Raw genomic sequence first — 24,033 nt, forward strand, 5'->3', positions numbered from 1 at the left:
TTTACCCAAGCATGTCCGGACGGATCAGACGACGCCCGTGGATCACTCGCGCGATCCGAACATGGTCGGTCTCGACTGAATAAAGGATGCGATAGCGGCCATGAATCAGGCAACGGTAGTCACGCCGACCCTTCACCAGCACGGCGTGGCGCTCGGGAAAGTGATCGAGGCGACTGGCGGCCTCGACGATCTCCTCGACGAAGCTGAAGGCGCGTTCCGGATTGTCGATGGCGATGTACGCGGCGATGTCGTCCAGATCGATCTCGCTATCGGGCGAGAAGATCACCCTCATCCGGAGGATTTCGTTCTGGACGGCGGATTTTCGTACTTGGCGCGCAAGTCGATCAGAATTTCGTCCGCCGATTTGCCGATCCCGCTGTCCAACGATGAGTCCAGCACCGCTCTCAAACCCTCTTGGTCGAGCATCCGGGACGCCTCCCGCCATCTGCTCAGGGCGTGGCGCACGACGTCGGCGACGTCCGCATAGTCGCCGGCCTCGACCGCCGCGTGAACCACGGCCGCCAGATCCTCGTCGATGTCCGCCGTGATCGTCTCGTGCTTGCCCATGAAGCTCAGATTACCACGCCCCGGCGATCAGACCAGCGCCCCGTGGCAGTGCTTGAACTTGCGACCCGATCCGCACGGACAGTCGGCGTTCCGCGGCGTCCGCTCCCACCCGGCGGGCAGCAGTTCGACCGGCAGGCGCGAGCGGTCGTCGCCCGTCACCTGACCCTCCGGGTTCTGCGCCATCGGATCGGCCATCTCGTTCTGGCCCGTCCCGGGGTTCAGGTGGATCTCCTGGAACTCGGGCATGTCCATGGGCGGCGGCGCCTCGAAACGGAACTCCACCGTCATCAACCAGCGCGTCACATTGTGCCGCAGCTCGTGCAGCAGGGTCTCGAACAGGCTGAAGGCCTCGGTCTTGTATTCGTTCAGCGGATCGCGCTGGCCATAGCCGCGCAGGCCGATGACGCCGCGCAGGTGGTCCAGATGCACCAGGTGCTCGCGCCACTGCATGTCGATCATCTGCATCAGGAACTGCTTCTCCAGCCCCCGCATCTGGCCCTCGCCCAGCTGCTCCAGACGCTCTGCAGCGCGCTTGTCAGCGGCCTCACGGATGCGCTCCTCGACCTCCTCGTTGGACACGCCTTCCTCGGCGGCCCAGTCGTGCAGCGGCAGGGTCAGGCCCAGCGTCGACTTCACCTTCTCGTCCAGGCCGTCGATGTCCCACTGCTCGGCATAGGCCTTGGGCGGCATGAACCGCTCGACCAGGTCGGAGATCACATCGTTCCTGAACTCGCCGACCAGTTCGGACAGGTCCTCGGAGTCCATGAACTCCTGGCGCTGCTCGAACACGGCCTTGCGCTGGTCGTTCACGACGTCGTCGTACTTCAGCAGGTTCTTGCGGATGTCGTAGTTGCGCGTCTCGACCCGCTTCTGGGCGGTCTCGACGGCGCGGTTCAGCCAGGGGTGCGAAATCGCCTCGCCCTCTGCCACGCCGAAGTTCCGCATGATCGCGTCCAGCCGGTCGCCGGCGAAGATGCGCAGCAGGTCGTCCTCGCAGCACAGGAAGAACTTGGACGTGCCCGGGTCGCCCTGACGACCCGTCCGGCCGCGCAGCTGATTGTCGATTCGGCGGCTCTCATGGCGCTCCGTGCCCAGAACGAACAGGCCGCCGGCGGCCAGCGCCTTTTCCTTCTGCACGGCGATGTCGGCCTTCAGACGCGCTTCCTCGGCCTTCTCCATCTCGGGCGTGACCTCGACGGCCATGTTGCGCTGTTCCAGCCGCCACTTGGACAGCCTCATCTCGAGGTTGCCGCCGAGCTGGATGTCGGTGCCGCGGCCGGCCATGTTGGTGGCGATGGTCACCGCGCCAGGCAAGCCCGCATCGGCGACGATATAGGCTTCCTGCTCGTGCTGGCGGGCGTTCAGGACGCTGTGGGGGATGCCCTTGCCCTTGACCGTTTGGATGTCATAGGCAGCGTCGCCGATCTTCTGGGCTTCCTTCTCGCGGCCGACGTATTCGGGCTTGAGCGTGCGCGAGACCTCGACCTCATAGGCATAGGTCCGCAGCAGTTCCGAAAGCTGCTCGGACTTCTCGATCGAGACGGTGCCGACCAGGATCGGCTGGCCCTTGACGTGGCAGGACGCGATCTGCTCGGCGATCGCTTGGTTCTTTTCCTTGTAGGTCCGATAGACCTCGTCGTCGTAGTCGATGCGCTGGACCGGCCGGTTGGTCGGCACCTCCAGCACGTCCATCTTGTAGATGTCGGAGAATTCCTGGGCCTCGGTCGCGGCCGTGCCGGTCATGCCCGACAGCTTCTCGTACAGGCGGAAGTAGTTCTGGATCGTCACCGAGGCCAGGGTCTGGTTCTCGGGCATGATCTTGACGTCCTCCTTGGCCTCGATGGCCTGGTGGAGTCCTTCGGAAAGACGACGGCCCTGCATCATGCGGCCGGTGAACTCGTCGATCAGGATGATCTCGCCACCCTTGATGATGTAGTCCTTGTCGCGCTGGTAGAGCGTATTGGCCCGCAGCGCCTGATTGACGTGGTGCACCAGGCTGATGTTGGCGGCGTCGTACAGACCGGTGGTGTCCTCGGCGAAGTGACCGCCCTCCTCCAGCATCTGCTCAATGCGCTCGGAGCCTTCCTCGGTCAGCAGCGCCTGGCGCTGCTTCTCATCGAGGTCATAGGTCGACTTGTCCTGGATCAGCGTCTTCACCAGCGCGTCGACGATCTTGTAGAGCTCGGACCGGTCCTCGGTCGGGCCGGAGATGATCAGCGGCGTGCGCGCCTCGTCGATCAGGATGGAGTCGACCTCGTCCACGATGGCGAAGTGGTGGCCGCGCTGGACCATCTCGCGCCGGTCATAGACCAGGTTGTCGCGCAGGTAGTCGAAGCCGAACTCGTTGTTGGTGCCGTAGGTGATGTCGGCGGCGTAGGACATTTGCCGCTGGCCCGACGACAGGCCATTGACGATCACGCCGACTTCCAGCCCCAGGAAGCGATAGACCCGGCCCATCCACTCGGCGTCGCGCCGCGCCAGGTAGTCGTTGACGGTAATGACGTGGACGCCCTTGCCGAGCAGCGCGTTCAGATAGACCGGGGCCACGGCGACCAGGGTCTTGCCCTCGCCGGTCCGCATCTCGGCGATGCCGCCCTCGTGCAGGATCATGCCGCCGGTCAGCTGGACGTCGTACTGACGCTGGCCCAGCACCCGCTTGGACGCCTCGCGCGCCACGGCGAAGGCGTCGTTCAGGATCTTGTCCAGGCTCTCGCCCTGGGCGATGCGGTCGCGGAAGGCGTCCGTCATCATGCGCAGCTCGTCGTCCGACAGGGCCGCGTATTTGGCCTCCAAGGCGTTGATCTTCTGGACCCGGCTCATGAAGTCCTTGACCTTGCGGTCGTTGGAAGAGCCGAAGAGTTTCTTGGCGAAGCCGAGCATGGATGATCCGGAAGCGGACGAGCGGTTCAGAGCTCAGGAGGTGCCCTAGGAGAGCGGCGATCGAACGCCGCGAGAGGGGCCGCCGGACGGTGCGGCGTGGGGGCCGCGCGAACGCTCGAAAACCCCTCGACTTGGGCGCAGGCGGGACTTAAGCACCGGTCATACCCCTGTCAACGCGAGGGGCTTTGCGGCCGCGCGTTTGGGCCTGATCGCACAGACATGGAGCGTCCGATGCGGCGCCTTTCCCACGCCCTGACCCTGCTGGCCCTGACCGGCGCCCTGGCGCTCGCCGCCTGCGGTCGCGGAGGCGGCGAAGACCGCCCGCCCGAGCCCGGCGACCGGGCCGTCGCGGAGGTGCAGAACCAGACGATCTGGGCGTCCGACGTCAAGCGCGAGGCCGTGGCTCAAGGGCTGATCGGCGAGGGAGAGCCCCTGGACGTCACCTCGGACCTGTTCCGTCGCGTGCTGGACGAGGTCATCGACCAGAAGCTTCTGGCCCGCGAGGCCGAACGGCGCGGCCTGGACAACTCTCCCCTGGCCCAGCGCCGGCTGGAGGCGACGCGCGAGCGCATCCTTGGCGACATGCTGGTCGAGAACGTCGTCAACGGGGCCATCTCGGACCAGGCGGTCGAGACGCTCTATCGCGAACAACTGCGGCTGGCGCAGACGTCGGAGGAGATCCGCGTGCGCCTGATCCTGTCGCGGACGCGCCAGGAAGCGGACGCCGTTCTGGGCATCCTCGGCCAGGGCGCGACCTTCGAGGCCGTGGCGATCGAACGCTCGATCGACGAGGCCACGCGCTTCTCGGGCGGCGACCTCGGCTATTCCACGGTCGACGTCATGCCCCAGGCCTATGCCAACGCTCTGCGCGACGCGCCTGCCGGTTCCACCGTCGGCCCCTTCCAGACCGAAGGCGGCTGGGCCGTGCTGCGGGTCGAGGATCGGCGCCGCGAAAGCCCGCCGACGCTGGAACAGGCCCGACCCCAGATCGTGCGCTACCTGACCTACGAAGGCGTGCGCCAGCTGCTGGAGGAGTTGCGCGGCAAGGCCGAGGTCGAGGTTCTGCTCTCCGCCGAGGAAGGTCGCGCCCAGGAGCCGGCGTCGGCGCCCGCGGCCCCGGCCGCTCAGCCCGCCCCGGCCACTCGCCCTGCGGCGCCGGCTGCAACGCCCGCCGCCCCCGCCGCCAAGGCGGCCACCCAGTGAGCCGCGCCCCCCGCGCTCCAGGCTCGACGGGCAAGGCCATCGAACAGGCGGTCGGCAAGGCGCTGGATCCGCTCGCCACGGCGCTGCGCAAGGCCACCCAAGGCTCGCCCTCGGCTTCGCCTGCGACCCCGGCCGCGCCAGGCAAGCCGGGCCTGAAGGTCTCGCCGCTCGCGGTGCCCTTCCCGACCATTCCCGGCGTCGGCGGCGTGGATATGACCACCGCTCGGGCGGGCTTCTACAAACATGAGCGCGACGACCTGGTGGTCTTCCGCTTCGCCCGAGGTACCAGCTGCGCCGGCGTCTTCACCCGGCACAAGGTCGGCTCGGCCCCGGTCGACTGGTGTCGCCGCCAGCTGGATTCCGCCGGCGGCGGTCAGGACGTCCGCGCCCTCGTCGTCAACGCCGGCTGCGCCAACGCCTTCACCGGCAAGGCCGGGGCCGACGCCGCCCGCCGCACGGCCTCCGAGGTCGCCAAGCGCTTCGGTTGTCGCCAGCGCGACGTCATGCTGGCCTCGACCGGCGTCATCGGCGTGCTGCTGGACGACCGCAAGATCGCGTCAAAGCTCGGCGAGATCGAGCACAAGCTCGACGGCGACACCCCGGCTCCCGAGCAGTGGGCGGCCGCCGGTCGGGGCATCATGACCACCGACACCTTCCCCAAGGGGTCGTTCGCCGAGTGCAAGGTCGACGGCTACACGGTCCGGATCGCCGGTATCGCCAAGGGGTCGGGCATGATCGCGCCGGACATGGCCACCATGCTGGCCTTCATCGTCACCGACGCCGACATCCACCCGACGGTGCTGAGGGCGCTGCTGGGACTGCACGTCCGCACGACCTTCAACAGCGTGACGGTCGACGGCGACACCTCGACCAATGACACCTGCCTGCTATTCGCCACGGGCGCGTCCGGCGCGCCCCGCATCGGCCGGGTCGGCGACCGTCGCCTGAAGGAGTTCTCCGCCGCGCTCGACAAGGTCATGCTGGACCTGGCGCACCAACTGGTCCGCGACGGCGAGGGCGCATCCAAGTTCGTCCGCATCACGGTCGAGGGCGCCGCCTCGCCCGCGTCCGCCCGCAAGCTGGCCAAGTCCATCGCCGACAGTCCGCTGGTGAAGACCGCCATCGCCGGCGAGGACGCCAACTGGGGCCGCATCGTCATGGCCGTCGGCAAGACCGAAGAACCCGTCGACCGCGACCACCTGGCCATCCGCTTCGGCCCGCATCAGGCCGCCGTCGACGGGGCCGTGTCCCCGACCTACGACGAGGCCAAGATGAGCGCCTACATGAAGCGGGATGAGATCGACATCGCCGTCGACGTCGGCATGGGCCGCGCCTCGGCCACCGTCTGGACCTGCGACCTGACCAAGGGCTACGTCGAGATCAACGGGGATTACCGGAGCTGACTGCCGCCAGCTCCGGCTGATAGCTTCAGTCCCGCGCAGACGCGCTGGCCGCGCGGGCCGCCGCGAACTCCGAGGTGTCCGACCACGCCGGCCAGTCGCTGCTGTTGGCCAGGTCACGGGCGATGGACCAGTAAACCTCAAGATCCTGGATCTGGCCGCGATAGTCCCAGTCGCCGGACCATTCGTCGTTGGCCTGGTGGTAGCGGCGGGCGGTGTATTCGTCGCGCGCGGCGGTGCGGGCGGCGATCGGTTCGTCGACGAAGGGGCCGGCCGAGTCGGCATAGACCATCGGCACGCCGCGCTTGGCGAGCGGGAAGTGGTCGGAGCGGAAGTAGAAGCCGGCCTGGGTCGACTGGTCCGGCTCGATGGTGCGGCCCTGGGCGGAGGCGGCCGCCTCCAGACGGGCGTCGAAGTCGGCGGACTGGCCAAAGCCGATCACGCCGAGGTGCCGGGTGCGGCCATAGACGTTGGCCGAATCCATATTGAAGCCGCCGACCGTCGTCTCCAGCGGATAGAGGGGGTTGGCGGCGTAGTATTCCGAGCCCAGCAGGCCGCTCTCTTCCGCCGTGAAGCCGATGAAGACCAGCGACCGCTCGGTGCGCGGCGCGGCGGCGGCGATGCGGGCGAGCTCTAGCAGGCCCGCGATGCCCGACGCATTGTCGACGGCCCCATTGAAGATGGCGTCGCCGTCGGCGTCGACGGCTCCGACCCCGATGTGGTCCCAGTGGCCGGTGAACAGGACGGTCTCGTCCGGGCGCGTCGTGCCGGGCAGACGGCCGATGATATTGTGGGTGACGATCTGCTCGGACGCCACGTCGAACATGACGTCGAGCTCGGCCCCGGTCAGGGCGACGGGCCGGAAGTCGCGGCTGCGGGCCCGGGCCTTCAGGGCGTCGAAGTCAAGGCCCGCGCGGCGGAACAGCTCGACGGCCACGTCGCGCTGGATCCAGCTCTCGACCGGAATGCGCTCATTGGCGTCGGAGCGGACAATGTCGAACTGGGGGCCGGACCAGCTGTTCCGCACCGTTGTCCAGCCGTAGGAGGCCGGCGCGTCCTCATGCACGATGATGACCCCGGCGGCGCCCTGCCGGGCCGCTTCCTCGTACTTGTAGGTCCAGCGGCCGTAGTAGGTCATGGCCCGGCCACCGAAGGTGTCGAGCGCGGGCTCTTCGAAGTCGGCGTCGTTGACCAGGACGACCAGGATCTTGCCGCTCAGGTCCTGACCCTTGAAGTCGTCCCAGTTTCGTTCGGGTGCCTTGATGCCATAGCCGACGAAGACCAGCGGGGCGTCCGTCAGCATGACGTGGTCCGAGCCGGGACGACGCGTCGAGGCGACGATATGCTCGCCCTGGATGAGCGGCAGGGTCCAGTCGCCAACCGACAGGCTGGCCTGGACGTTCGACGCAGTGAAGCGGTTCAGCGTGACAGCCTGGGTCCAGCCGCCGTTCTCGCCGCCAGGTTCCAGACCCGCCGCCGCCATGGCCCCCGACATATAGCCGATCACCCGGTCCTCGGCCGGGGTGGCGATGCCGCGTCCCTGATAGTCGTCGGCCGACAGGATGCGAATGTGCTGGGACAGGCGGGCGGGGTCGAAGCCCGAATCTTGCGCGGCGGCGGCGGGCAGGGCGAGGGCAAGGGCGGCGACGGCGGTCAGAAAGCGCATGATGTCCTTCGGCGAAATCCGTGAGTGCCGCGAAAGTTAGGGGGTCGTCCCGCCGGTGTCGACCGCGCCGGGTGCCTCAGGCCGTGATCGTCGCCCGAACCGCAGGGCCATGCTGAGGCCGATCAGCGGGCCGATCACCATGTAGACGACGCCGGGCGCCCAGCTGGCGAGATCGTCCGGCGCGGCGGCGGCCATGAGCATGGAGACGCCGGAGACGCCCGCGAGAATGGACCAGTTGCTGATCCAGATGGAGGCGGTCAGCGCCTGATCCGGCGTCGGCTCGCCCTGCCCGCGATGGTGGCGATAGAGGGTCGCATAAAGAACGGACAGCACCAGACATCCGGCCCCATAGGCGACGTAGAGATACCGCTGCTCCTGCAAAGTCTCGGCCAGTTGCGTGCCGGGCAGCCACCCGCCCGACAGGGCGTGAAGGGCCGCCTCCATGATGAAGCGCAAGGGAAAGACATACAGCAGCACCACGAAGACGATGGCCAGGCTGAGGGCGGTCGACAGGCCGTCGCGATGCCGCCACAGCCGCCCGAGGTCGCGATAACCCAGCCAGAACATGGAGATCAGGGCGAAGGCGGCCGCGAACGCCGGGGCGCGCAACAGCATGGCCGACAGGTCCGAAAACCGCTCGGGCGTGTCCCCTCCCCCCACGATCAGCAGGGTCACGGCGAATGCGAAGGCGGCGTCGACGAAAGCGTCGAGCCGGCGAGCCATGTCATCCTTGGCGACCTGGGTCATTCCACGAGTTTGCCCAGAGCCGGGAAGCGTTGCCAAGCCACTAGCAGCTTCGGCCTCGGCCACGAAAAAGCCCGGCGGAGCGAACTCCGCCGGGCTTGATCTGTCAGAGGTCGAACGACCGCCTAGTGGGCCACGTTCTTCCAGATACGACGGTAGCTGGCGTAGGTCAGGCCGCCGAAGATGGCGAGGAAGGCCAGTACGCCCATGCCGGTCTGCTTGCGCTCGACCGCGCGGGGGTCCGACGCCCAGGTGATGAAGGCCGCGACGTCCTTGGCCATCTGGTCGACGGTCGCCTCGGTGCCGTCGTCATAGGTGACCTGGCCATCCGACAGGACCGGCGGCATGGCGATGAAGCCGCCATAGGGCACCTTGTCCGGATCGCCGTCCCAGAAGGGCGTCATGTCGCCCATCATGTACGGGTTGTAGTACTGGCCCGCGCCGACGCGCAGACCCACCGGCGGGTCCACATAGCCGCTGAGCAGCGAGTAGATGTAGTTCGACCCGTCCTTGCGCGCCTTGGCCATGACCGACAGGTCCGGCGGATAGGCCCCGCCGTTCGCCGCCGCGCCCGCCGTCCGGTTCGGCCAGGGGCTGGGGAAGCGGTCGGCTGCGATGCCGGGACGCATGATCGGCTCGCCGGTCTCGGTGTCGATGTCGGCGATCTGGGCCTCGGCCGCGATGGCGCGGACGAAGCGGTTCTCGGCGGCGCTGGGAGCCGACGGATCGTAGAACGGTCCGCCGCGCTCACCGAGCGTGCGGAAACTCAGCAGGTCCATCGAGTGACAGGCCGAGCAGACCTCGCGATAGACCTTGTAGCCGCGCTGCAGCTGGGTCTGGTCAAAGGTGCCGAGCGGCCCCTCGAACGAGAACCCTGCCGAACGGGGATGCTTGGCCTCACCGGCGGCGAAGGCCGGCGAGGAGATGGCGGCGATCGCGAGGGCCGCGACCGCGATCTTGCGGAGGGAGAGGCTCATCGGGATCAGCCCTTCTTCTCAGGCGCGGCAGGGGCGGCGGCGGTCATGGCGTCGGGGCCTTTCAGCACCGGCTCCGAGATCGACGCGGGGATCTTCAACGGGACTTCCTTCAGGCCGAGATACGGCAGGATCACGAGGAAGAAGGCGAAGTAGTAGAGCGTCGAGAGACGCGTCAGCCACAGGTAGGAGTTCAGTTCGCCGTCGAAGAGGGTGAAGCTGGGCATGCCCGGAACAACCGGAGCATCCGGCAGCATGGCCCCACACCAGCCGAGCACGAAGGCGTTCACCACGAAGATCGCATAGAAGATCTTGGCCGTCGGACGGTAGCGCATGGAACGCACCTTGGACGTGTCGAGCCAGGGCAGAACGAACAGCACGCCGATCGCCGCGAACATGGCCACCACGCCGCCGAACTTGTCGGGAATGGCGCGCAGGATCGCGTAGAAGGGCAGCAGGTACCACTCCGGCACGATGTGCGGCGGGGTCACCAGCGGGTTGGCCGGGATGTAGTTGTCCGGGTGGCCCAGCGCGTGCGGCATGAAGAAGACGAAGATGCTGAACAGGATCAGGAACAGGATCAGGGCGAAGCCGTCCTTGACCGTGTAGTAGGGGTGGAAGGGAACGGTGTCCTTGGCGACCCGCTCCTTGGGGATCAGGATGCCGACCGGGTTGTTCTGCCCCGCCGTGTGCAGCGCCCACAGGTGCAGCACGACCACGCCGAAGATGACGAACGGCAGCAGGTAGTGCAGCGAGAAGAAGCGGTTCAGCGTGGCGTTGTCGATGGCCGGACCACCGCGCAGCCAGATCAGGACCGGCTCGCCGATCAGGGGGATGGCCCCGATCAGGTTGGTGATGACCTCGGCGCCCCAGTAGGACATCTGGCCCCACGGCAGGACGTAGCCGAGGAAGGCGGTCGCGATCATCAGGAAGAAGATCAGGCAGCCCAGGATCCAGATCATCTCGCGCGGCGCCTTGTACGAGCCATAGTACAGGCCGCGCAGCATGTGGATGTAGACCGCGATGAAGAACATCGAGGCGCCCGTCTGGTGGACGTAGCGGATCAGCCAGCCGCCGTTCACATCACGCATGATGCGCTCGACCGAGGCGAAGGCCATCTCGGTGTTCGGCTGATAGTGCATGGCCAGGAAGATGCCGGTGACGATCTGCACGACCAGGCAGATGCTCAGGATCGCGCCGAAGGTGTACCAGTAGTTCAGGTTCTTGGGCGTCGGCAGCGCCAGATAATCGGCGCCGAAACGCACGATCGGAAGACGGGTGTCGAGCCACTTCTCGACGCCGGTCTTGGGGACGTAGGTGGATTCGTGTCCGCTCATCGTTCTTTGCCTCAGCCGATCCGGATGGTGGAGCCGGCGGTGTATTCATAATCCGGCACGATCAGGTTCAGGGGCGCCGGGCCTTTGCGGATGCGGCCCGACGCATCGTAGTGCGAGCCGTGGCAGGGGCAGAACCAGCCGCCGTAGTCGCCGGTGCCGAAAGTCGGGATGCAGCCCAGGTGGGTGCAGTTGCCCAGCACGACCAGCGTCGCCTCATGCCCCGCCTTGACGCGGGCGCTGTCGGCTTCCGGCGGGCTGCCGACGTTGGCCTCGGCATTGATGCGCTGCAGCTCGGCGGCGGTGCGATTGCGGATGAAGACCGGCTTGCCCTGCCAGGTGATGACGATCTGCTGACCTCCGGCGACCTTGGAGGTGTCGAATTCGACGGTCGACAGCGCCAGCGTGTCGGCCGCCGGGTTCATCGAGTTGATCAGCGGCCAGGCCGCCATGACGCCTGCGCCCACGGCCGCGGCGCCCGCGGCGATGTGGATGAAGTCGCGACGGGTGGCTTCGCCTTCCGGCGTCCCGTCTGGATTCACGACCGATTCGGCCACGGCTCACCTTTCCAAAAACTGCGAAGGCGGGCGCCCATGACGGGCCCCGCGCGCGAGTGCGTTCCTATAGCGCGATGTGGGATGCAAGGCCCGACCCGGCTTTGCGGCGCATCGCCGCAAGATTTTGATGCTTCGTGAGAAGCGGTCTCAATCCGGACCGCGACAGGACCCCATCCCGCGCTTAAGAGGGGCCTTAGAATGCGTCTCGCCCTTTTTCAACCGGCCATCCCCCAGAACGTCGGCGCCTGCATCCGCCTGTCGGCCTGTTTCGGGGTGGAGCTGCATGTCATCGAGCCGACCGGCTTTGCCTTCGACGACCGGGCGATGAAGCGGGCGGCGCTGGATTACGGCCCCCTGTCGCATATGACCCGGCATGTCGACTGGGACGCCTTTCAGACCGCCCGAGGCCCCGGACGGCTGGTGCTGTTCACGACCAAGGGGGCGACGCCGCTGACCGCTTTCGCGTTCCGGCCGGACGATATCCTCCTGTTCGGATCGGAGCCGTCGGGCGCTCCGGACCTTGTGCATGAGGCGGCGGATGAACGAGTGGTGATCCCGCTCGAGCCCGGCGCGCGGTCGCTGAACCTGGCGGTCAGCGCGGGGATCGGGGTGTTCGAGGCGCTCCGGCAGACGCGCTTCAGCCCCGCACCTCGGCCGGATTGAGCTGGATCATCCGTCGGTTCAGGGCCGCGGCGATGGTCACCCAGAGCAGATAGGGCAGGACCGGCAGGGCGGCAGCCGGGCGGATCGACCAGAAGACGGCGATGACGGCGACCAGCGACAGCCACAGCAAGGCCACGTCGATCAGGGCCAGGTCCATTCGTCTCAATCCGAAGAACAGCCAGGACCAGCCGGCATTCAGCGCGAGCGATCCCACATAGAGCGCAAGCACGTCCGGCCTCGACGTCCCGACCGCCTCCCAGATCATCCAGCCGGCCCAGGCGTTCAGCGCGAACAGCAGGCCCCAGACGACCGGGAAGGCCCAGTTGGGCGGAGTCCAGGACGGCTTGTTCAGGCCCGCATACCAGGCTCCCGGCTTGAACAGCCCGCCGCTGGAGGCGGCGACGAAGTTCAAACCGATGAAGACGGCGACGGCGATCCACATTTCGGTGCTCATGGGCGCACCCTAGCCGATAGGCCGCCCAAGCGCGCCCCTAGACGATGCGCCAGATCATCATGGCCAGCCCGGCCACCACGGCGGCGCCGACGATGTAGCTGAGGCAGCCAACGGCCTGGATCAGACGGACGCGGTTCGGGTCGGGGGGCGTTTGCATGATCCGTCCTTCGACCGGACGGTATGGCCAAGCCAGCGGCACTGGTGTCGCGCGTCGGGCTGTCACGCGGCGGCACGCCGCATGGTCGGACGACGGGATTGCCACCGGCCGGGCCGGGTGGTCCTGTCTCGGCCAGAGGGAGGCGCCGGATGATCTACATCGTGATGAACGCCCTGCCGATCGCTGCGGCGACGGGATGCGGGCTGGCGGCGGGGTTGCTGGTGCGCTGGCTGCTGGGGCGAATGGGCGGTGGGGCGGGCCCGGCGCTGAAGCCCAGCGTCATCGTTGCCATCGTGCTGGCCCAGGCGTGGCTGTGCGCCATCCTGGCGGGCGCGCTGATCCTGGCGCCGTCCGAGGCCGGGGAATGGACCATGGCGATCGGCAGCGCCGTGGTGATCTGGATCGGCTTCGTCGTGCCGGCGACCATCGTCAATCACGCCCATCGGGGCGGGACGGCGGGCGCCATGACCACAGACAGCCTGAGCTGGCTAGCGATCATGGTCGTGCAGGCCGTAGTGCTGAATTCGATCGGCCTGGTCCCGCCGCCGACCTGAGGCCCCCTACTCCGCCGCCATGTTGTGCCCTTCCGGCGCGGTCCAGCGCAGGCGGGGCGAGCGGGCGGCGCGGGTTTCGTCCAGGCGACGCAGCGGAGCGTGGAACGGCGCGTTCTTGAAGCGATCGACTTCCCCGGCCTTGGCGGCCTGGGCCAGAAGGCGCAGGGCGTTGATGAACCGGTCCAGCTCGGCCTTGGACTCTGTCTCGGTCGGCTCGATCAGCATGGCCCCGTGCACCACCAGGGGGAAGTACATGGTCATGGGGTGGAAGCCCTCATCGATCATCGCCTTGGCGAAGTCGAGCGTGGTGATCTCCGTGCCCTTTAGCCATTCGTCGTCGAACAGGGCCTCGTGCATGCAGGGGCCGTCGGGGAAGGCGGCGCTCATCACGTCCGACAGCCGGGCCTTGATGTAGTTGGCGTTCAGCACCGCGTCCTCGGCGACCTGGCGCAGGCCGTCCGAGCCATGGCTCATCATGTAGCTGAGGGCGCGGACGAACATGCCCATCTGGCCGTTGAAGGCGCACATGCGGCCGAAGGCCTGGGCCGCCTCGTCCTCGCCGCGCTCGATCAGCTTGAAGCCGTCACCATCGGCCACGACCCACGGAGCCGGGGCGAACGGAGCCAGGGCTTCCGACAGCACCACCGGACCGGCACCCGGCCCGCCCCCGCCGTGAGGCGTGGAGAAGGTCTTGTGCAGGTTGATGTGCATGGCGTCGACGCCCAGGTCGCCCGGCCTCACTCGACCGACGATGGCGTTGAAGTTGGCCCCGTCGCAGTAGAAATACGCCCCCGCCTCGTGAGTCAGGCGGGCGATCTCGATGATGTCACGCTCGAACAGGCCGCAGGTGTTGGGGTTGGTCACCATGATGGCGGCGACGTCGTCGCCCAGCTTGGACGCCAGATCGGCGACGTCCACGCGGCCGTCGTCGGTCTGCGCCACTTCGACGACAGTGTAGCCGACGAAGGCCGCCGTCGCCGGATTGGTGCCGTGGGCGCTGGTCGGGACCAGCACCTTGCGGCGCTTCAGGTGCTCGCCCGACGCCTCGTGCGCGGCGCGGATGGCCATCAGGCCGCACAGCTCGCCGTGCGCCCCTGCCTTGGGCGACATAGCCACCGCCGGCATGCCCGTCAGGGTCTTCAGCCAGTGGGCCAGGGTGTCCATCAGCTCCAGAGCGCCCTGCACGGTCGAGACCGGCTGCAGCGGGTGGATGTCGGAAAAGCCTGGCAGGCGCGCCATCTTCTCGTTCAAGCGCGGATTGTGCTTCATCGTGCACGAACCGAGCGGATAGAGCGCCAGATCGATGGCATGGTTCTTCTGGCTCAGCCGCACATAGTGGCGCATGGCCTCGGGCTCGGAGAGGCCCGGCAAGCCGATGGGGTCACGGCGAACGAGGTCGCCGAGATCGCCACCGTCGGACTTCGGTTCGACCAGATCGACGCCGGTCTTGAACCAGCCGTCGCCCTCGAAGATCAGAGGCTCGTCCTGCAACAGGCCGCGCCCGCCGGTCAGGGTCGGATGCTTGTAGTCATGGTCCGGCGTGGACGGAGCCGGAGCGGTCGGACGGCCGACGGTGTTCATGGTGCTCATCGCTCAGGCTCCTTTAGTGCGCCAGGACCTTGGCGAGCGCGCTCGCCAGGATCTGGATGTCGGCGTCCAGCGTCGTCTCGGTGACCGCGACCAGCAGGACGTCGTCCATGCCGGCTTCGGGGTTCAGGCGGCTGAAGGGCACGCCGGCCAGCACGCGGTGCTCGGCCAGACGCTCCACCACCTCGGCGGCGGGGCGCGGCAGGCGCACGGCGAACTCGTTGAAGAAGCGCGGGGTCAGGACCTCGACGCCCGGAATGGCGGCCAGCGCATCCCGCGTCGCCAGCGCCTTCTCGTGATTGAGCAGGGCGAGCTTCCGCAAGCCCGTCTCGCCCAGCAGGCTCATGTGGATGCTGAACGCCAGGCAGCAGAGGCCGGAGTTGGTGCAGATGTTCGACGTCGCCTTGTCCCGGCGGATGTGCTGCTCGCGCGTCGACAGCGTCAGGACGAAGCCCCGCTCGCCGTCGGCATCGACCGTCTCGCCGCACAGGCGGCCAGGCATCTGGCGGATCAGCTTCTCGCGCGCGGCGAACAGGCCGACGTAGGGGCCGCCGAAGTTCAGGGCATTGCCGATCGACTGGCCCTCGGCGGCGACGATGTCGGCCCCCATCTCGCCGGGCGACTTGAGCAGACCCATCGACACGGCCTCGGTGACCACGACGATCAGCAGAGCCCCTGCGGAGCGGGCCGCCTCGGCGATCTTCGTCACGTCAGTGGCGGTGCCGAAGACGTTGGGCGTCTGCACGACCACGCAGGCCGTGTCCGGGCCGATCTTGCCGATCACATCGGCCTCGGCGTCGATCGCGGGGGGCAGGACCTCGGTCTCGACGCCGACGGCGTGGACCACGGTCTCGGTCGCCGCGACATAATGCGGATGCACCCCGCCCGAGATCACCGCCTTGTTCCGGCGCGTGACCCGCGTGGCCATCAGCACGCCCTCGGCCATGGCGGTCGAGCCGTCATAGAGCGAGGCGTTGGCCACATCCATCCCGGTCAGGTTCGCGACCTGGGTCTGGAACTCATAGAGGTACTGCAGCGTCCCTTGCGCGATCTCGGGCTGGTACGGCGTGTAGCTAGTCAGAAACTCCGACCGCTGGATGATGTGATCCACCGTCGCAGGCACATGGTGGCGATAGGCCCCGGCCCCGCAGAAAAAGGGCACGTCGCCCGCGACCGTGTTCCTCGCAGCCAGGTTTTTGAGCGCCCGCTCGACCTCCAGCTCGCCCATGACGCGGGGCAGATCGACGACGCCGTCGCGCCGCGCCGACTGCGGCACGTCCACGAAAAGGTCGTCGATCGACGAAACGCCGATCGCCGCCAGCATGGCGGACCGGTCGTCGGGGGTCAGGGGCAGGTAGCGCATGGGCGGGGAGGTCCAGCGTTGGAGGGGAGTTAGAGCGTGGTCAGGAACTGGTCGTAGGCCGCCCGGTCCATCAGGCCGTCCAGCTCGGCGGGGTTCAAGACTTTGATCTTGGCAAACCAGCCGGCGCCTTCCGGGTCGGCGTTGACGGTCTCGGGCGCCGAGGCCAGGGCGTCGTTACCCTCGATGACCTCGCCCGACACGGGGGCGTAGACGTCCGACGCGGCCTTGACGCTCTCGACGACGGCGAAACCGTCCTTTTGCGACACGGCGCGTCCGGCTTCCGGCGTTTCGACGAAGACGACATCACCCAGCTGATCGGCAGCGTGTTTGGTGATCCCGACCGTGGCGACGTCGCCCTCGAGCCGGACCCATTCGTGATCCTTGGTGAACTTCATGACGGCCTCTCAGCTCTTGGGTTTGCGGTGATAGCGTTGGGCGACGAAGGGCATGGCGACGACCTCGGCGGCCGCAGGCTTGCCCCGCACGATGACCTGGAGCGCCGTGCCCAGCGCAGCCTGCGACGGCGGCACGTAGCCCATGGCGATGTTCTTTCCGAGGCTGGGCGATGGTCCGCCCGAGGTGACCTTGCCGATCACCTGGCCCTCCGCATCGGCGATCTCGGCGCCCTCCCGGGCCGGGGCGCCTTCCTTGACGTGCAGGCCGACGCGGACGCGGGCGGGGCCCTCGGCCAGTTCCTTCAGCACCCGCACGGCGCCGTTGAAGTTCGCGGCCTCTTTTCGCGACTTCGACAGGGCGAATGTCAGCGCGCCCTCGACCGGCGAGGTCGTCGGATCGATGTCGTGGCCATGCAGCGGCAGGCCCGCCTCCAGCCGCAGGGAATCGCGAGCGCCGAGTCCGATCGGCTTCACCCGCGCGTCTTGGAGCAGCAGATTCCAGATGCGCTCGGCGTCCTTCGCCGGAACCGAAATCTCGTAGCCATCCTCGCCCGTGTAGCCCGAGCGGGAGACATAGGCGTCCACCCCGAACAGCATCAGCCGCGCGGTGTCCATAAAGCCGAACTCGGCCAGCACAGGTTCGTGGGCCACCATGACCTCTGCGGCTTCCGGCCCCTGAATGGCGATGAGCGCCCGGTCGTCCAGCACCGTCAGCTTGGCGTCGCCCGAGAGATTGGCCTGCCAGAAGGCGAAGTCCTCGTCCTTGTTGCCGGCGTTGACGACGACGAAAAGGCCGTCGTGATCGGGCCTGCCGGCCATGAGGTCGTCGATGATCCCGCCCTGCGCGTTCAGCAACAGCGAATATTTCTGCTTGCCGGCCTTCAGCGCCTGATAGTCGCCAGGCACGAAGCGTTCGAACTGGGCGATGGCGTCCGCGCCCGTAATCTTGGCCTGGCCCATGTGCGAGACGTCGAACAGGCCGGCGTGCTCACGGGTCCAGCGGTGCTCGGCCAGCACGCCCTCGTATTGGACAGGCATGTCGTAGCCGCCGAAACCGACCATGCGCGCGCCCAGCGCCCGGTGCGCGGCGTTCAGCGGCGTAATCTTGAGGGATGCGTCGGTCATGCGTTCAGACTTTCGAGGGCCGCGTCACTCGGCGGAAAGCTCCGCCGTCATCGCGCCCCCGCTGTCTGGGAAACCTGAGAGATTCCGCCGGTGACCCGGCTTGCTCCGTCGGCGCACTCCGTCAGGAGTGACTTTCCAGCGTCCGTACGTCCTCGCGGTCCTTTTGCCTGAGCGTTTCCGGGGCGGTTGCGCCTTCGGCTCCGGCCCGAAGCGATGGGCCGATCTCTCCCGCGAGAGCAAGGCCACCAAGGCCCCGACTCCGCGCCGAAGTCAAGCGTGGCGGGCGGCGAAGGCGTCCAGATCGGCGATGTGACGCGCCTTTTCGGTCTCGGACAGGAAGGAGCCGGTGAAGCTGTTCCGGGCGATCCCGGCCAGTTGTTCGCGCGTCAGGCCGGTCGCCCGGGCCAGCCGGCGATAGTTCTCGTTCACATAGCCACCAAAATAGGCCGGATCGTCGGAGTTCAGCGTGACCTTGATCCCTCGCCTCAGCATCTCCGGCACGGGATGCCCCCTCAGGTCGTCGACCACGCAGAGCTTGAGGTTCGACAGTGGGCACACCGTCAGTGTCATCTGTTCGGCGGCCAGACGGGCGACTAGGGCCTCGTCCTCTATCGACCGGTTCCCGTGATCCATGCGGTCGATGTGGAGAAGATCGAGCGCCTCCCAGACATAGGCGGGCGGGCCCTCCTCCCCGGCGTGGGCCACTCGCTTCAGGCCCATCTCGCCCGCCCGGTCGAACACGCGCTGGAACTTGGACGGCGGGTGCCCGACCTCGGACGAGTCCAGGCCCACGCCCTCGATCCGGTCCAGCCACGGCTCGGCGGCCTTCAGCGTGGCGAAGGCGGCGTCCTCGTCCAGGTGGCGCAGGAAGCAGAGGATCAGCTTGGACGTCACGCCAAGGCGGCTCTCCGCCTCCGCCATGCCGGACAGCAGGCCGTCGGCCACGACCTGGTACGGGATGCCCCGATCCGTATGCGTCTGCGGATCGAAGAAGATTTCGGCGTGACGCACGCTGTCGGCGGCCGCCCGCTCGAAATAGGCCACGGCCAGGTCGTGGAAGTCACGCTCGGTGCGGAGCACGTCAGCCCCGGCGTAGTAGATGTCGAGGAAGTCTTGCAGGTTCGAGAAGCTGTAGGCCGCGCGCACGGCCTCGACGCTGTCGAACGGGATGGCGACCTTGTTGCGCCCGGCCAGCTCGAACATGAGTTCCGGCTCCAGACTGCCCTCGATGTGCAGGTGCAACTCCGCCTTGGGCAGGCCATCGATGAAGGCGTCGAGGTCGGTCATGTCGTCTTTCCTGTCGGTATCGGCAGGTCCAGGGTCAGAACTTCGGCGAAGCTGACATGCGGCGCCTCCGCCAGCTTGCGTCGCAGCCGATCGTCGGCCGTGAGAAGCGGGCAGCCTTCACTCTCGGCTAGGGCGAGGTAGAAGCAGTCGTAGGCGGGGTGAGGCAGACTGCTGGCGATCTCCACAGCCCGCATGGCCAAGCCGGACATGTCGAACAGGTCGACGACACCGGAGATGCTGGCGACGTTGATTGCGGCCTGGGTGGCCGCCATCTCATTCTGTCTAGCCTTCTTCCAGAAAACGTTGGCGCATTCCGCGACGAGCAACTGTGGGGCGACAAGGTCGTGGTCCAGCGCCGATTTTGCTTCGGCAGACTGAAGTTCGGTCACGAACCATTTGACGACCACGCTGCTGTCGACGACGAGCCTCAATTCTCGTCCCGCGTCTGCCGAACCAGGACTTCGGAGGGAGTCTGCGGAATGTCAGCGGTCGCACGGCGGCTTTGTTCCATGACCCGAAGCGCCTCCGCCCGTCGGTCGTCGATCAGCGCGCGTTCGAGAATGAGGCGATGCTCGGCTTCCGCCGACCGGCCGTTTTCGGCGGCGCGGACCTTCAACCGCCTTGCAACAGCGTCATCCACATTCCGCACATGCAGGTTCACGGGCATCGCCACACTCCTCTGCTATCGGATATAGCATCAGCTGTTGGAGACGACGAGCCTTAGGTTGCCGCGCCGGATTTCGGGCGTCGGACTCTCTGGCCCAGGTGGCGACGGCGGAGCCTCTTCACGCGCCGACCAGGCGCGCGGACGCTCGACATAGCCTGAGCGCGTCAGAATGCGCTCGGGCAGGCCACAGCGCTCCAGCATGGCGACCTCGACCTCGGTGCGGGCGTCGGCCCATTCCAGAAGCTGGCGGTTATGGCCGCGCGCGGGCGGGGCGACGCTGACTACCCGGATGTGGGGATAGCCCTCGTGCAGGAAGCGCGTGGTGGCCGCATGGTCGCCGTCGGTGGTCAGGATGTAGGCGGCATCGACTTTGTTCGCGGCCGCGTCGGCGGCGACGGCGAGCGCCAGGTTGACGTCGCTCTGCTTTTCGGCGGCGTCCATCCACTGATGGCCGCAGGCGTGGCAGTGATCGCTGTGGACGACGAAGTGGCCCATCAGGCAGCGAACGTCGCGGGCCCTCAGCGCCTCCTCATAGGCGAGCAGGGCCTCCATCCGATCGCGGCGCTGGGGTCGGTGGGCCGAGACCCAGGTCACCCCGGCCATCCGCTCGCCGGGCGGGACAAGGGCGCGGCCCAGAGCCATGAGATCCAGCCACAGCAGCTCGCGCCGGTTCAGATCCAGGATCGCGTGATGCAGGTTGAAGCCGTCGATGTAAAGCCGGGCGCGCTTGCGGAAGATCGGCAGGCGAAAGCCGTCGCGGCGCACGACCGGCGTCTGGCCTCCCCTCGATCCCGACCGCGCCATGGCTGGCCCCGTCCTGTATTCCCCAAAGACAGTTAACCTTAGGATCGATGACGAGTCCGTGGCGCCGAGGCTACAGAGCGGCCGAGACGCTTACATTCGCTCCGGCGTCTCGATGCCGAGAAGGCGCAGCGCTGCCTCCAGCTGATCCAGCGCCGCCTTCGCCAGCGCCAGCCGCGACCCCACCACGGCCGGGTCTTCGGCCGCCAGCACCGGGCAGGCGGCGTAGAACTTCGAGAAGCTCTGGGCCAGGCGATAGGCGTGCTCAGCCACGGCGTGGGGCGCGCGGCGGTCGTAGGCGTCCGAGACCGCAGCGTCAAAGGCGTCCAGCGTCAGGGCCAGTTCGCGTTCGGCCGGTTCGGCGACGGCGATGGGGCCAGTGAGCACGCCTTGCGCCTCGGCCTTCCTGAGCAGGGATTTGATGCGGACGGCCTGGTACAGCAGATACGGCCCGGTCTTGCCCTCGAAGCTCATGAAGCGGTCGAGGTCGAAGACGTAGCTGGTGGTGCGGTTGTTCGACAGGTCCGCGAACTTCAGCGCCGCCACGGCCACCTTGGCGGCGATGTCCTCGAATTCGGCTTCGGGCAGATCGGCGCCCAGCTCGGCCTCGTGCAGGCGCTCGCGGGCCTTGTCGCGGGCCTGGGTGATCAGGTCGTGCAGTTTCAGCACCCCGCCCGCGCGGGTCTTGAAGGGCTTGCCGTCCGCGCCGTTCATGGTGCCGTTGGCGGCGTGTTCGAGCTGGCCGGGCTTGGCGTAGCCGCACTTGTAGGCGGCGCGGAACACCTGTTCGAAATGGTCGGCCTGACGCGCGTCGACGCAGTAGAGGACGAGGTCGAAGTCCTGCTCCCGGCGGCGTTGCAGGATGGTGGCCAGATCGGTCGTGCCATACATGGCCGAGCCTTCCGACGAGACCAGCAACAGGGGCGGCAGCTCGCGCTTGTCGCCCTCCTCGGCCACGCGGATGATCCAGGCGCCCTGATCGAACTCGGCCAGACCCTTGGCCTTGATCTCCTCGACCATGGCCGGGATCAGCGGGTCGGCGTCGCTCTCGCCGTTCCACAGGTCGAAGGTGACCCCCAGAGCGCCGAACTCGCGTTCGAGAGCGGTGCGGCTCACCGCCACGAAATGCCGCCACAGGGCGCGATAGCCGGGACGCCCGGCCTGCAGCTCCGCCGTCGCCTTGCGGGCGCGGTCGCGGAAGGCGGTGTCTTCCTTGGCCTTGGCAGCGGCCTGCGGATACAGACGCTCCAGATCTTCCAGCGTTACCGGGCTCTCGTCCGGGAACGGTCCTTCCCCCTCGACCAGGAAGGCGTCCGCCTTGCCTTCGTCGCCGACCGCGACGATCAGCAGGCCCATCTGGAAGCCCCAGTCGCCGAAGTGGGCGTCGCCCCAGACGGTGTCGCCCCGGAAGCGGAACAGCCGCTTCAGGCTCTCGCCGATGATGGACGAGCGCAGATGGCCAACGTGCATCGGCTTGGCGACGTTCGGCCCGGCGAAGTCGACGATGACCCGGCGCGGCTCTGCCACCGGCGAGGCCCCGGCATAGGCCGCATCGTCCGCCACCGCCTGGGCGCGCCCCGACAGGGTCGCGTCCGAGACCTTCAGATTGATGAAGCCGGGTCCTGCGACCTCCACGCCCGACAGGCGCGCGTCGCCCTCAAGCCGCGCCGTGACCTTCGTCGCCAGCTCGCGCGGATTGGCCTTCATCGCCTTGGCCGCCGCCAGCGCGCCGTTCGACTGGAAATCCGCCAGATCAGGCCGATCCGAAACCGTCACGCGCGCGAGCGATGCGTCCACGCCTTCGGCGGCGAAGGCGGCCGCGACCGCTTCGCCGAGCGCCGTCTTGAGGTCGGTCATTGTTCCGTCGGGGCCGTCGCGGCCTGAGCGCCCGCGTTGATGCGGAAACGGCTGCCGGTGCGGTTGAACTCGGCCATCTCGGGCGTCACGTCGAAGCCGATCAGGATCTCGAAGTTGGCTCCGGACGTGGTGGCCTCCGCGCGCGGGATCACGATGGTCTGGCCTTCTTCGATCGATGCGGTGCGCTGGCCCTCGAAGTCGACGGGCAGGTCGAAGTATTCCTTGGCCAGCACCGCCTCGTTCCGCTCGGTCACGGCGATCCAGTAGCGATAGGTCCGGCGGTCGTCGGGCGCCTGGGGTCCGCGACCCAGATTGAACAGGATGTTGGTCTGGACCGTGATCGGCTCGTCGTCCCGATAGGAGCAGCCGGCGGTGACGCCCTCGATCTCCCCGGTGTAGCCGACGGCCGACGTCGAGGCGCGACCGCCCTCCAGTTCCACATAACGGGCGGCGTCGTAGAGGATCTTCACGAAGGGGCAGGGACCGGCGTTGGGGCGGACGCGCAGGGGGGCGAAGCGTTGCGGACGCTCGCGCTCCTCTTCCCCGTCCTGGCCGCGCTCCTGGCGGTCGCGGTCGCGCTGCTGGGGGCTCTGGGCGGCGGCGGCGCCGGCCGAGGCGAGAACCGCAACGGCGGCGAGGGCGACGGTCGCAAGACGCATTCTGAACGGTTCCGGAAATCGAGACGCTGACGAAATCGCCGTCAGGCTTCCGGCCTGATAGCGGCTAAAGCGAGGCGTCGCAAACCGCGGTCCGTGTCGTCGCAGTGGCGGTGTGGCGGCGAAGCGACTAGGTTCAGGGCATGGACGTCCTCGCCCCCTCCCCCGATCTGGCATTGCGCCCCCTGACGGTGCGGATGGCGACGCCGCGCGGCTTCTGCGCCGGGGTGGACCGGGCGATCCAGATCGTCGAGCGCGCCATCGAGAAGTTCGGCGCGCCGGTCTATGTCCGCCACGAGATCGTCCACAACAAGCACGTCGTGGACCGGCTGAAGGGTCTCGGCGCCGTCTTCGTCAAGGAACTGGACGAGTGCCCGGACGACCGCCCGGTGGTTTTCTCGGCCCACGGCGTGCCCAAATCCGTCCCGGCGACCGCGCGGGCCCGCGAACTTCTGTTCCTCGACGCCACCTGCCCTCTGGTGTCCAAGGTCCATGTCGAGGCCGAGCGCCACCATGCGAACGGCCGCCACATCGTCCTGATCGGCCACGCGGGCCACCCGGAGGTCGTGGGGACGCTCGGCCAGCTGCCCGAGGGGGCGATCAGCCTGGTGGAGACGGTCGAGGATGCCGAGGCGTTCCAGCGACCGGGCGCCCAGCTGCTGGCCTACGCCACCCAGACGACCCTTTCGCTGGATGACACCGCCGAGATCGTCGCTGCGCTAAAGCGGCGGTTTCCGGAACTGCCGGACCCGCACAAGGAAGACATCTGCTACGCCACCACGAACCGCCAGGAGGCGGTCAAGCAGCTGGCCGACGGTTCGGACCTGGTGCTGGTGGTCGGGTCCAAGAACTCCTCCAACTCGGTGCGGCTGGTCGAGGTGGCGTTGCGGGCGGGCGCGAGGGACGCGCGCCTCCTCGACGACGCCAGCCAGCTGGACTGGTCCTGGTTCGAGGGCGTGTCGACCGTCGGCGTAACGGCGGGGGCGTCTGCGCCCGAACCGCTAGTACAGGGCGTGATCGCGGCCCTCAGGACCCGCTTCGATGTCACCGTGGCCGACGATCCGGGCGAGCCCGAGACCGTGACCTTCAAACTGCCGCGAGCCCTGACCGCCTCGTGAGCTGACCCACGAGGCGGCCGGGTC

General features: G+C 67.8%; 24 protein-coding genes and 2 riboswitches. Of the genes, 5 read left to right on the forward strand and 19 right to left on the reverse strand.

All coding sequences use genetic code 11. The features are described from left to right. Position 1: 1 nt before the first annotated feature. From Q333_RS0105850 to secA, 3 genes are read right to left on the reverse strand one after another with little or no spacing between them, the layout of a single operon-like run. On the reverse strand, positions 2-292 hold the full coding sequence (locus tag Q333_RS0105850; protein WP_029415811.1) for a type II toxin-antitoxin system RelE/ParE family toxin: 291 nt from the start codon (positions 290-292) through the stop codon (positions 2-4). After that, positions 289-567: a ribbon-helix-helix domain-containing protein gene (locus Q333_RS17720; RefSeq protein WP_051651151.1), complete on the reverse strand. Its 279-nt coding sequence runs from the start codon at positions 565-567 to the stop codon at positions 289-291. The genes Q333_RS0105850 and Q333_RS17720 overlap by 4 nt, the downstream gene beginning before the upstream one ends. A 27-nt stretch (positions 568-594) precedes the next feature. Further along, positions 595-3,447 carry a preprotein translocase subunit SecA gene (secA, locus tag Q333_RS0105860; RefSeq protein WP_029415813.1) on the reverse strand — a complete coding sequence of 951 codons (2,853 nt, stop codon included), beginning with the start codon at positions 3,445-3,447 and terminating at the stop codon, positions 595-597. 231 nt (positions 3,448-3,678) lie between these two features. Between secA and Q333_RS0105865 the strand changes: the two genes are divergently transcribed. Beyond that, complete coding sequence (locus Q333_RS0105865) at positions 3,679-4,650, forward strand: peptidylprolyl isomerase (protein WP_035293921.1); 972 nt, start codon at positions 3,679-3,681, stop codon at positions 4,648-4,650. 173 nt (positions 4,651-4,823) lie between these two features. Further along, positions 4,824-6,053, forward strand: coding sequence for a bifunctional glutamate N-acetyltransferase/amino-acid acetyltransferase ArgJ (gene argJ, locus Q333_RS0105870; protein WP_407059713.1), 1,230 nt, complete (start codon positions 4,824-4,826; stop codon positions 6,051-6,053). Between the two features lie 25 nt (positions 6,054-6,078). Here argJ and Q333_RS0105875 read toward each other — a convergent pair whose 3' ends face one another. The 5 genes from Q333_RS0105875 to petA all read right to left on the reverse strand — a co-directional run bounded on the left by Q333_RS0105875 (position 6,079) and on the right by petA (position 11,325). Next, positions 6,079-7,716, reverse strand: a complete 1,638-nt coding sequence (locus Q333_RS0105875) for a M28 family metallopeptidase (RefSeq protein ID WP_029415816.1) — start codon at positions 7,714-7,716, stop codon at positions 6,079-6,081. A gap of 36 nt (positions 7,717-7,752) precedes the next feature. Beyond that, entirely contained in the window at positions 7,753-8,439 is a 687-nt protein-coding gene (locus Q333_RS0105880) for a TMEM175 family protein (protein ID WP_162175579.1), read from the reverse strand. 146 nt (positions 8,440-8,585) lie between these two features. Then, positions 8,586-9,437, reverse strand: coding sequence for a cytochrome c1 (locus tag Q333_RS0105885; protein WP_029415818.1), 852 nt, complete (start codon positions 9,435-9,437; stop codon positions 8,586-8,588). Between the two features lie 5 nt (positions 9,438-9,442). Beyond that, positions 9,443-10,771, reverse strand: coding sequence for a cytochrome b (locus Q333_RS0105890; protein ID WP_029415819.1), 1,329 nt, complete (start codon positions 10,769-10,771; stop codon positions 9,443-9,445). An 11-nt stretch (positions 10,772-10,782) separates the two neighbouring features. After that, entirely contained in the window at positions 10,783-11,325 is a 543-nt protein-coding gene (gene petA, locus Q333_RS0105895; protein WP_029415820.1) for a ubiquinol-cytochrome c reductase iron-sulfur subunit, read from the reverse strand. A 198-nt stretch (positions 11,326-11,523) separates the two neighbouring features. On the opposite strand from petA, the gene Q333_RS0105900 reads away from it, so the two are divergent. Further along, positions 11,524-11,988 (forward strand): tRNA (cytidine(34)-2'-O)-methyltransferase, encoded by a 465-nt coding sequence (locus Q333_RS0105900; protein WP_029415821.1) that lies wholly within the window; start codon positions 11,524-11,526, stop codon positions 11,986-11,988. Here Q333_RS0105900 and Q333_RS0105905 read toward each other — a convergent pair. Then, positions 11,963-12,442: a TspO/MBR family protein gene (locus tag Q333_RS0105905; RefSeq protein WP_035293848.1), complete on the reverse strand. Its 480-nt coding sequence runs from the start codon at positions 12,440-12,442 to the stop codon at positions 11,963-11,965. The two genes, Q333_RS0105900 and Q333_RS0105905, sit on opposite strands and share 26 nt — an antisense overlap. Positions 12,443-12,748: 306 nt before the next feature. Here Q333_RS0105905 and Q333_RS0105915 point away from each other — a divergent pair, with 306 nt between their 5' ends. Then, complete coding sequence (locus Q333_RS0105915; RefSeq protein ID WP_029415823.1) at positions 12,749-13,153, forward strand: hypothetical protein; 405 nt, start codon at positions 12,749-12,751, stop codon at positions 13,151-13,153. A gap of 6 nt (positions 13,154-13,159) precedes the next feature. On the opposite strand, the gene gcvPB is transcribed toward Q333_RS0105915, so the two are convergent. The 10 genes from gcvPB to Q333_RS0105965 form a co-directional block, all read right to left on the reverse strand. Next, positions 13,160-14,743 (reverse strand): aminomethyl-transferring glycine dehydrogenase subunit GcvPB, encoded by a 1,584-nt coding sequence (gene gcvPB / locus Q333_RS0105920; protein WP_029415824.1) that lies wholly within the window; start codon positions 14,741-14,743, stop codon positions 13,160-13,162. Between the two features lie 13 nt (positions 14,744-14,756). After that, the gene (gcvPA, locus tag Q333_RS0105925) at positions 14,757-16,103 is read right to left on the reverse strand and encodes an aminomethyl-transferring glycine dehydrogenase subunit GcvPA (RefSeq protein ID WP_029415825.1); all 1,347 of its coding nucleotides are present in this window, start codon (positions 16,101-16,103) and stop codon (positions 14,757-14,759) included. A gap of 29 nt (positions 16,104-16,132) precedes the next feature. Further along, complete coding sequence (gcvH, locus tag Q333_RS0105930; protein ID WP_029415826.1) at positions 16,133-16,498, reverse strand: glycine cleavage system protein GcvH; 366 nt, start codon at positions 16,496-16,498, stop codon at positions 16,133-16,135. A 9-nt stretch (positions 16,499-16,507) separates the two neighbouring features. After that, complete coding sequence (gcvT, locus tag Q333_RS0105935) at positions 16,508-17,623, reverse strand: glycine cleavage system aminomethyltransferase GcvT (protein WP_029415827.1); 1,116 nt, start codon at positions 17,621-17,623, stop codon at positions 16,508-16,510. Positions 17,624-17,682: 59 nt separating this feature from the next. Further along, positions 17,683-17,764: riboswitch (glycine riboswitch) on the reverse strand. Between the two features lie 4 nt (positions 17,765-17,768). Next, positions 17,769-17,864: riboswitch (glycine riboswitch) on the reverse strand. 29 nt (positions 17,865-17,893) lie between these two features. After that, positions 17,894-18,910, reverse strand: a complete 1,017-nt coding sequence (locus tag Q333_RS0105940; protein WP_029415828.1) for an adenosine deaminase — start codon at positions 18,908-18,910, stop codon at positions 17,894-17,896. Further along, positions 18,907-19,341 (reverse strand): type II toxin-antitoxin system VapC family toxin, encoded by a 435-nt coding sequence (locus Q333_RS0105945; protein ID WP_029415829.1) that lies wholly within the window; start codon positions 19,339-19,341, stop codon positions 18,907-18,909. Before Q333_RS0105945 ends, Q333_RS0105940 begins: the two co-directional genes overlap by 4 nt. Beyond that, entirely contained in the window at positions 19,338-19,577 is a 240-nt protein-coding gene (locus tag Q333_RS0105950; protein ID WP_029415830.1) for a FitA-like ribbon-helix-helix domain-containing protein, read from the reverse strand. Before Q333_RS0105950 ends, Q333_RS0105945 begins: the two co-directional genes overlap by 4 nt. A gap of 30 nt (positions 19,578-19,607) precedes the next feature. Beyond that, the gene (locus tag Q333_RS0105955; protein ID WP_029415831.1) at positions 19,608-20,381 is read right to left on the reverse strand and encodes a hypothetical protein; all 774 of its coding nucleotides are present in this window, start codon (positions 20,379-20,381) and stop codon (positions 19,608-19,610) included. A 90-nt stretch (positions 20,382-20,471) separates the two neighbouring features. Further along, positions 20,472-22,235: an arginine--tRNA ligase gene (gene argS / locus Q333_RS0105960; protein WP_029415832.1), complete on the reverse strand. Its 1,764-nt coding sequence runs from the start codon at positions 22,233-22,235 to the stop codon at positions 20,472-20,474. Next, a complete protein-coding gene (locus Q333_RS0105965; protein ID WP_029415833.1) occupies positions 22,232-22,894 on the reverse strand; it encodes a hypothetical protein in 663 nt (220 codons plus the stop codon). The genes argS and Q333_RS0105965 overlap by 4 nt, the downstream gene beginning before the upstream one ends. 140 nt (positions 22,895-23,034) lie before the next feature. Between Q333_RS0105965 and ispH the strand changes: the two genes are divergently transcribed. Beyond that, positions 23,035-24,009: a 4-hydroxy-3-methylbut-2-enyl diphosphate reductase gene (gene ispH / locus Q333_RS0105970; protein ID WP_029415834.1), complete on the forward strand. Its 975-nt coding sequence runs from the start codon at positions 23,035-23,037 to the stop codon at positions 24,007-24,009. The last annotated feature ends 24 nt before the right edge of the window (positions 24,010-24,033 follow it).

This window comes from Brevundimonas bacteroides DSM 4726 (assembly GCF_000701445.1).
Taxonomy (GTDB): Bacteria; Pseudomonadota; Alphaproteobacteria; order Caulobacterales; family Caulobacteraceae; genus Brevundimonas; species Brevundimonas bacteroides.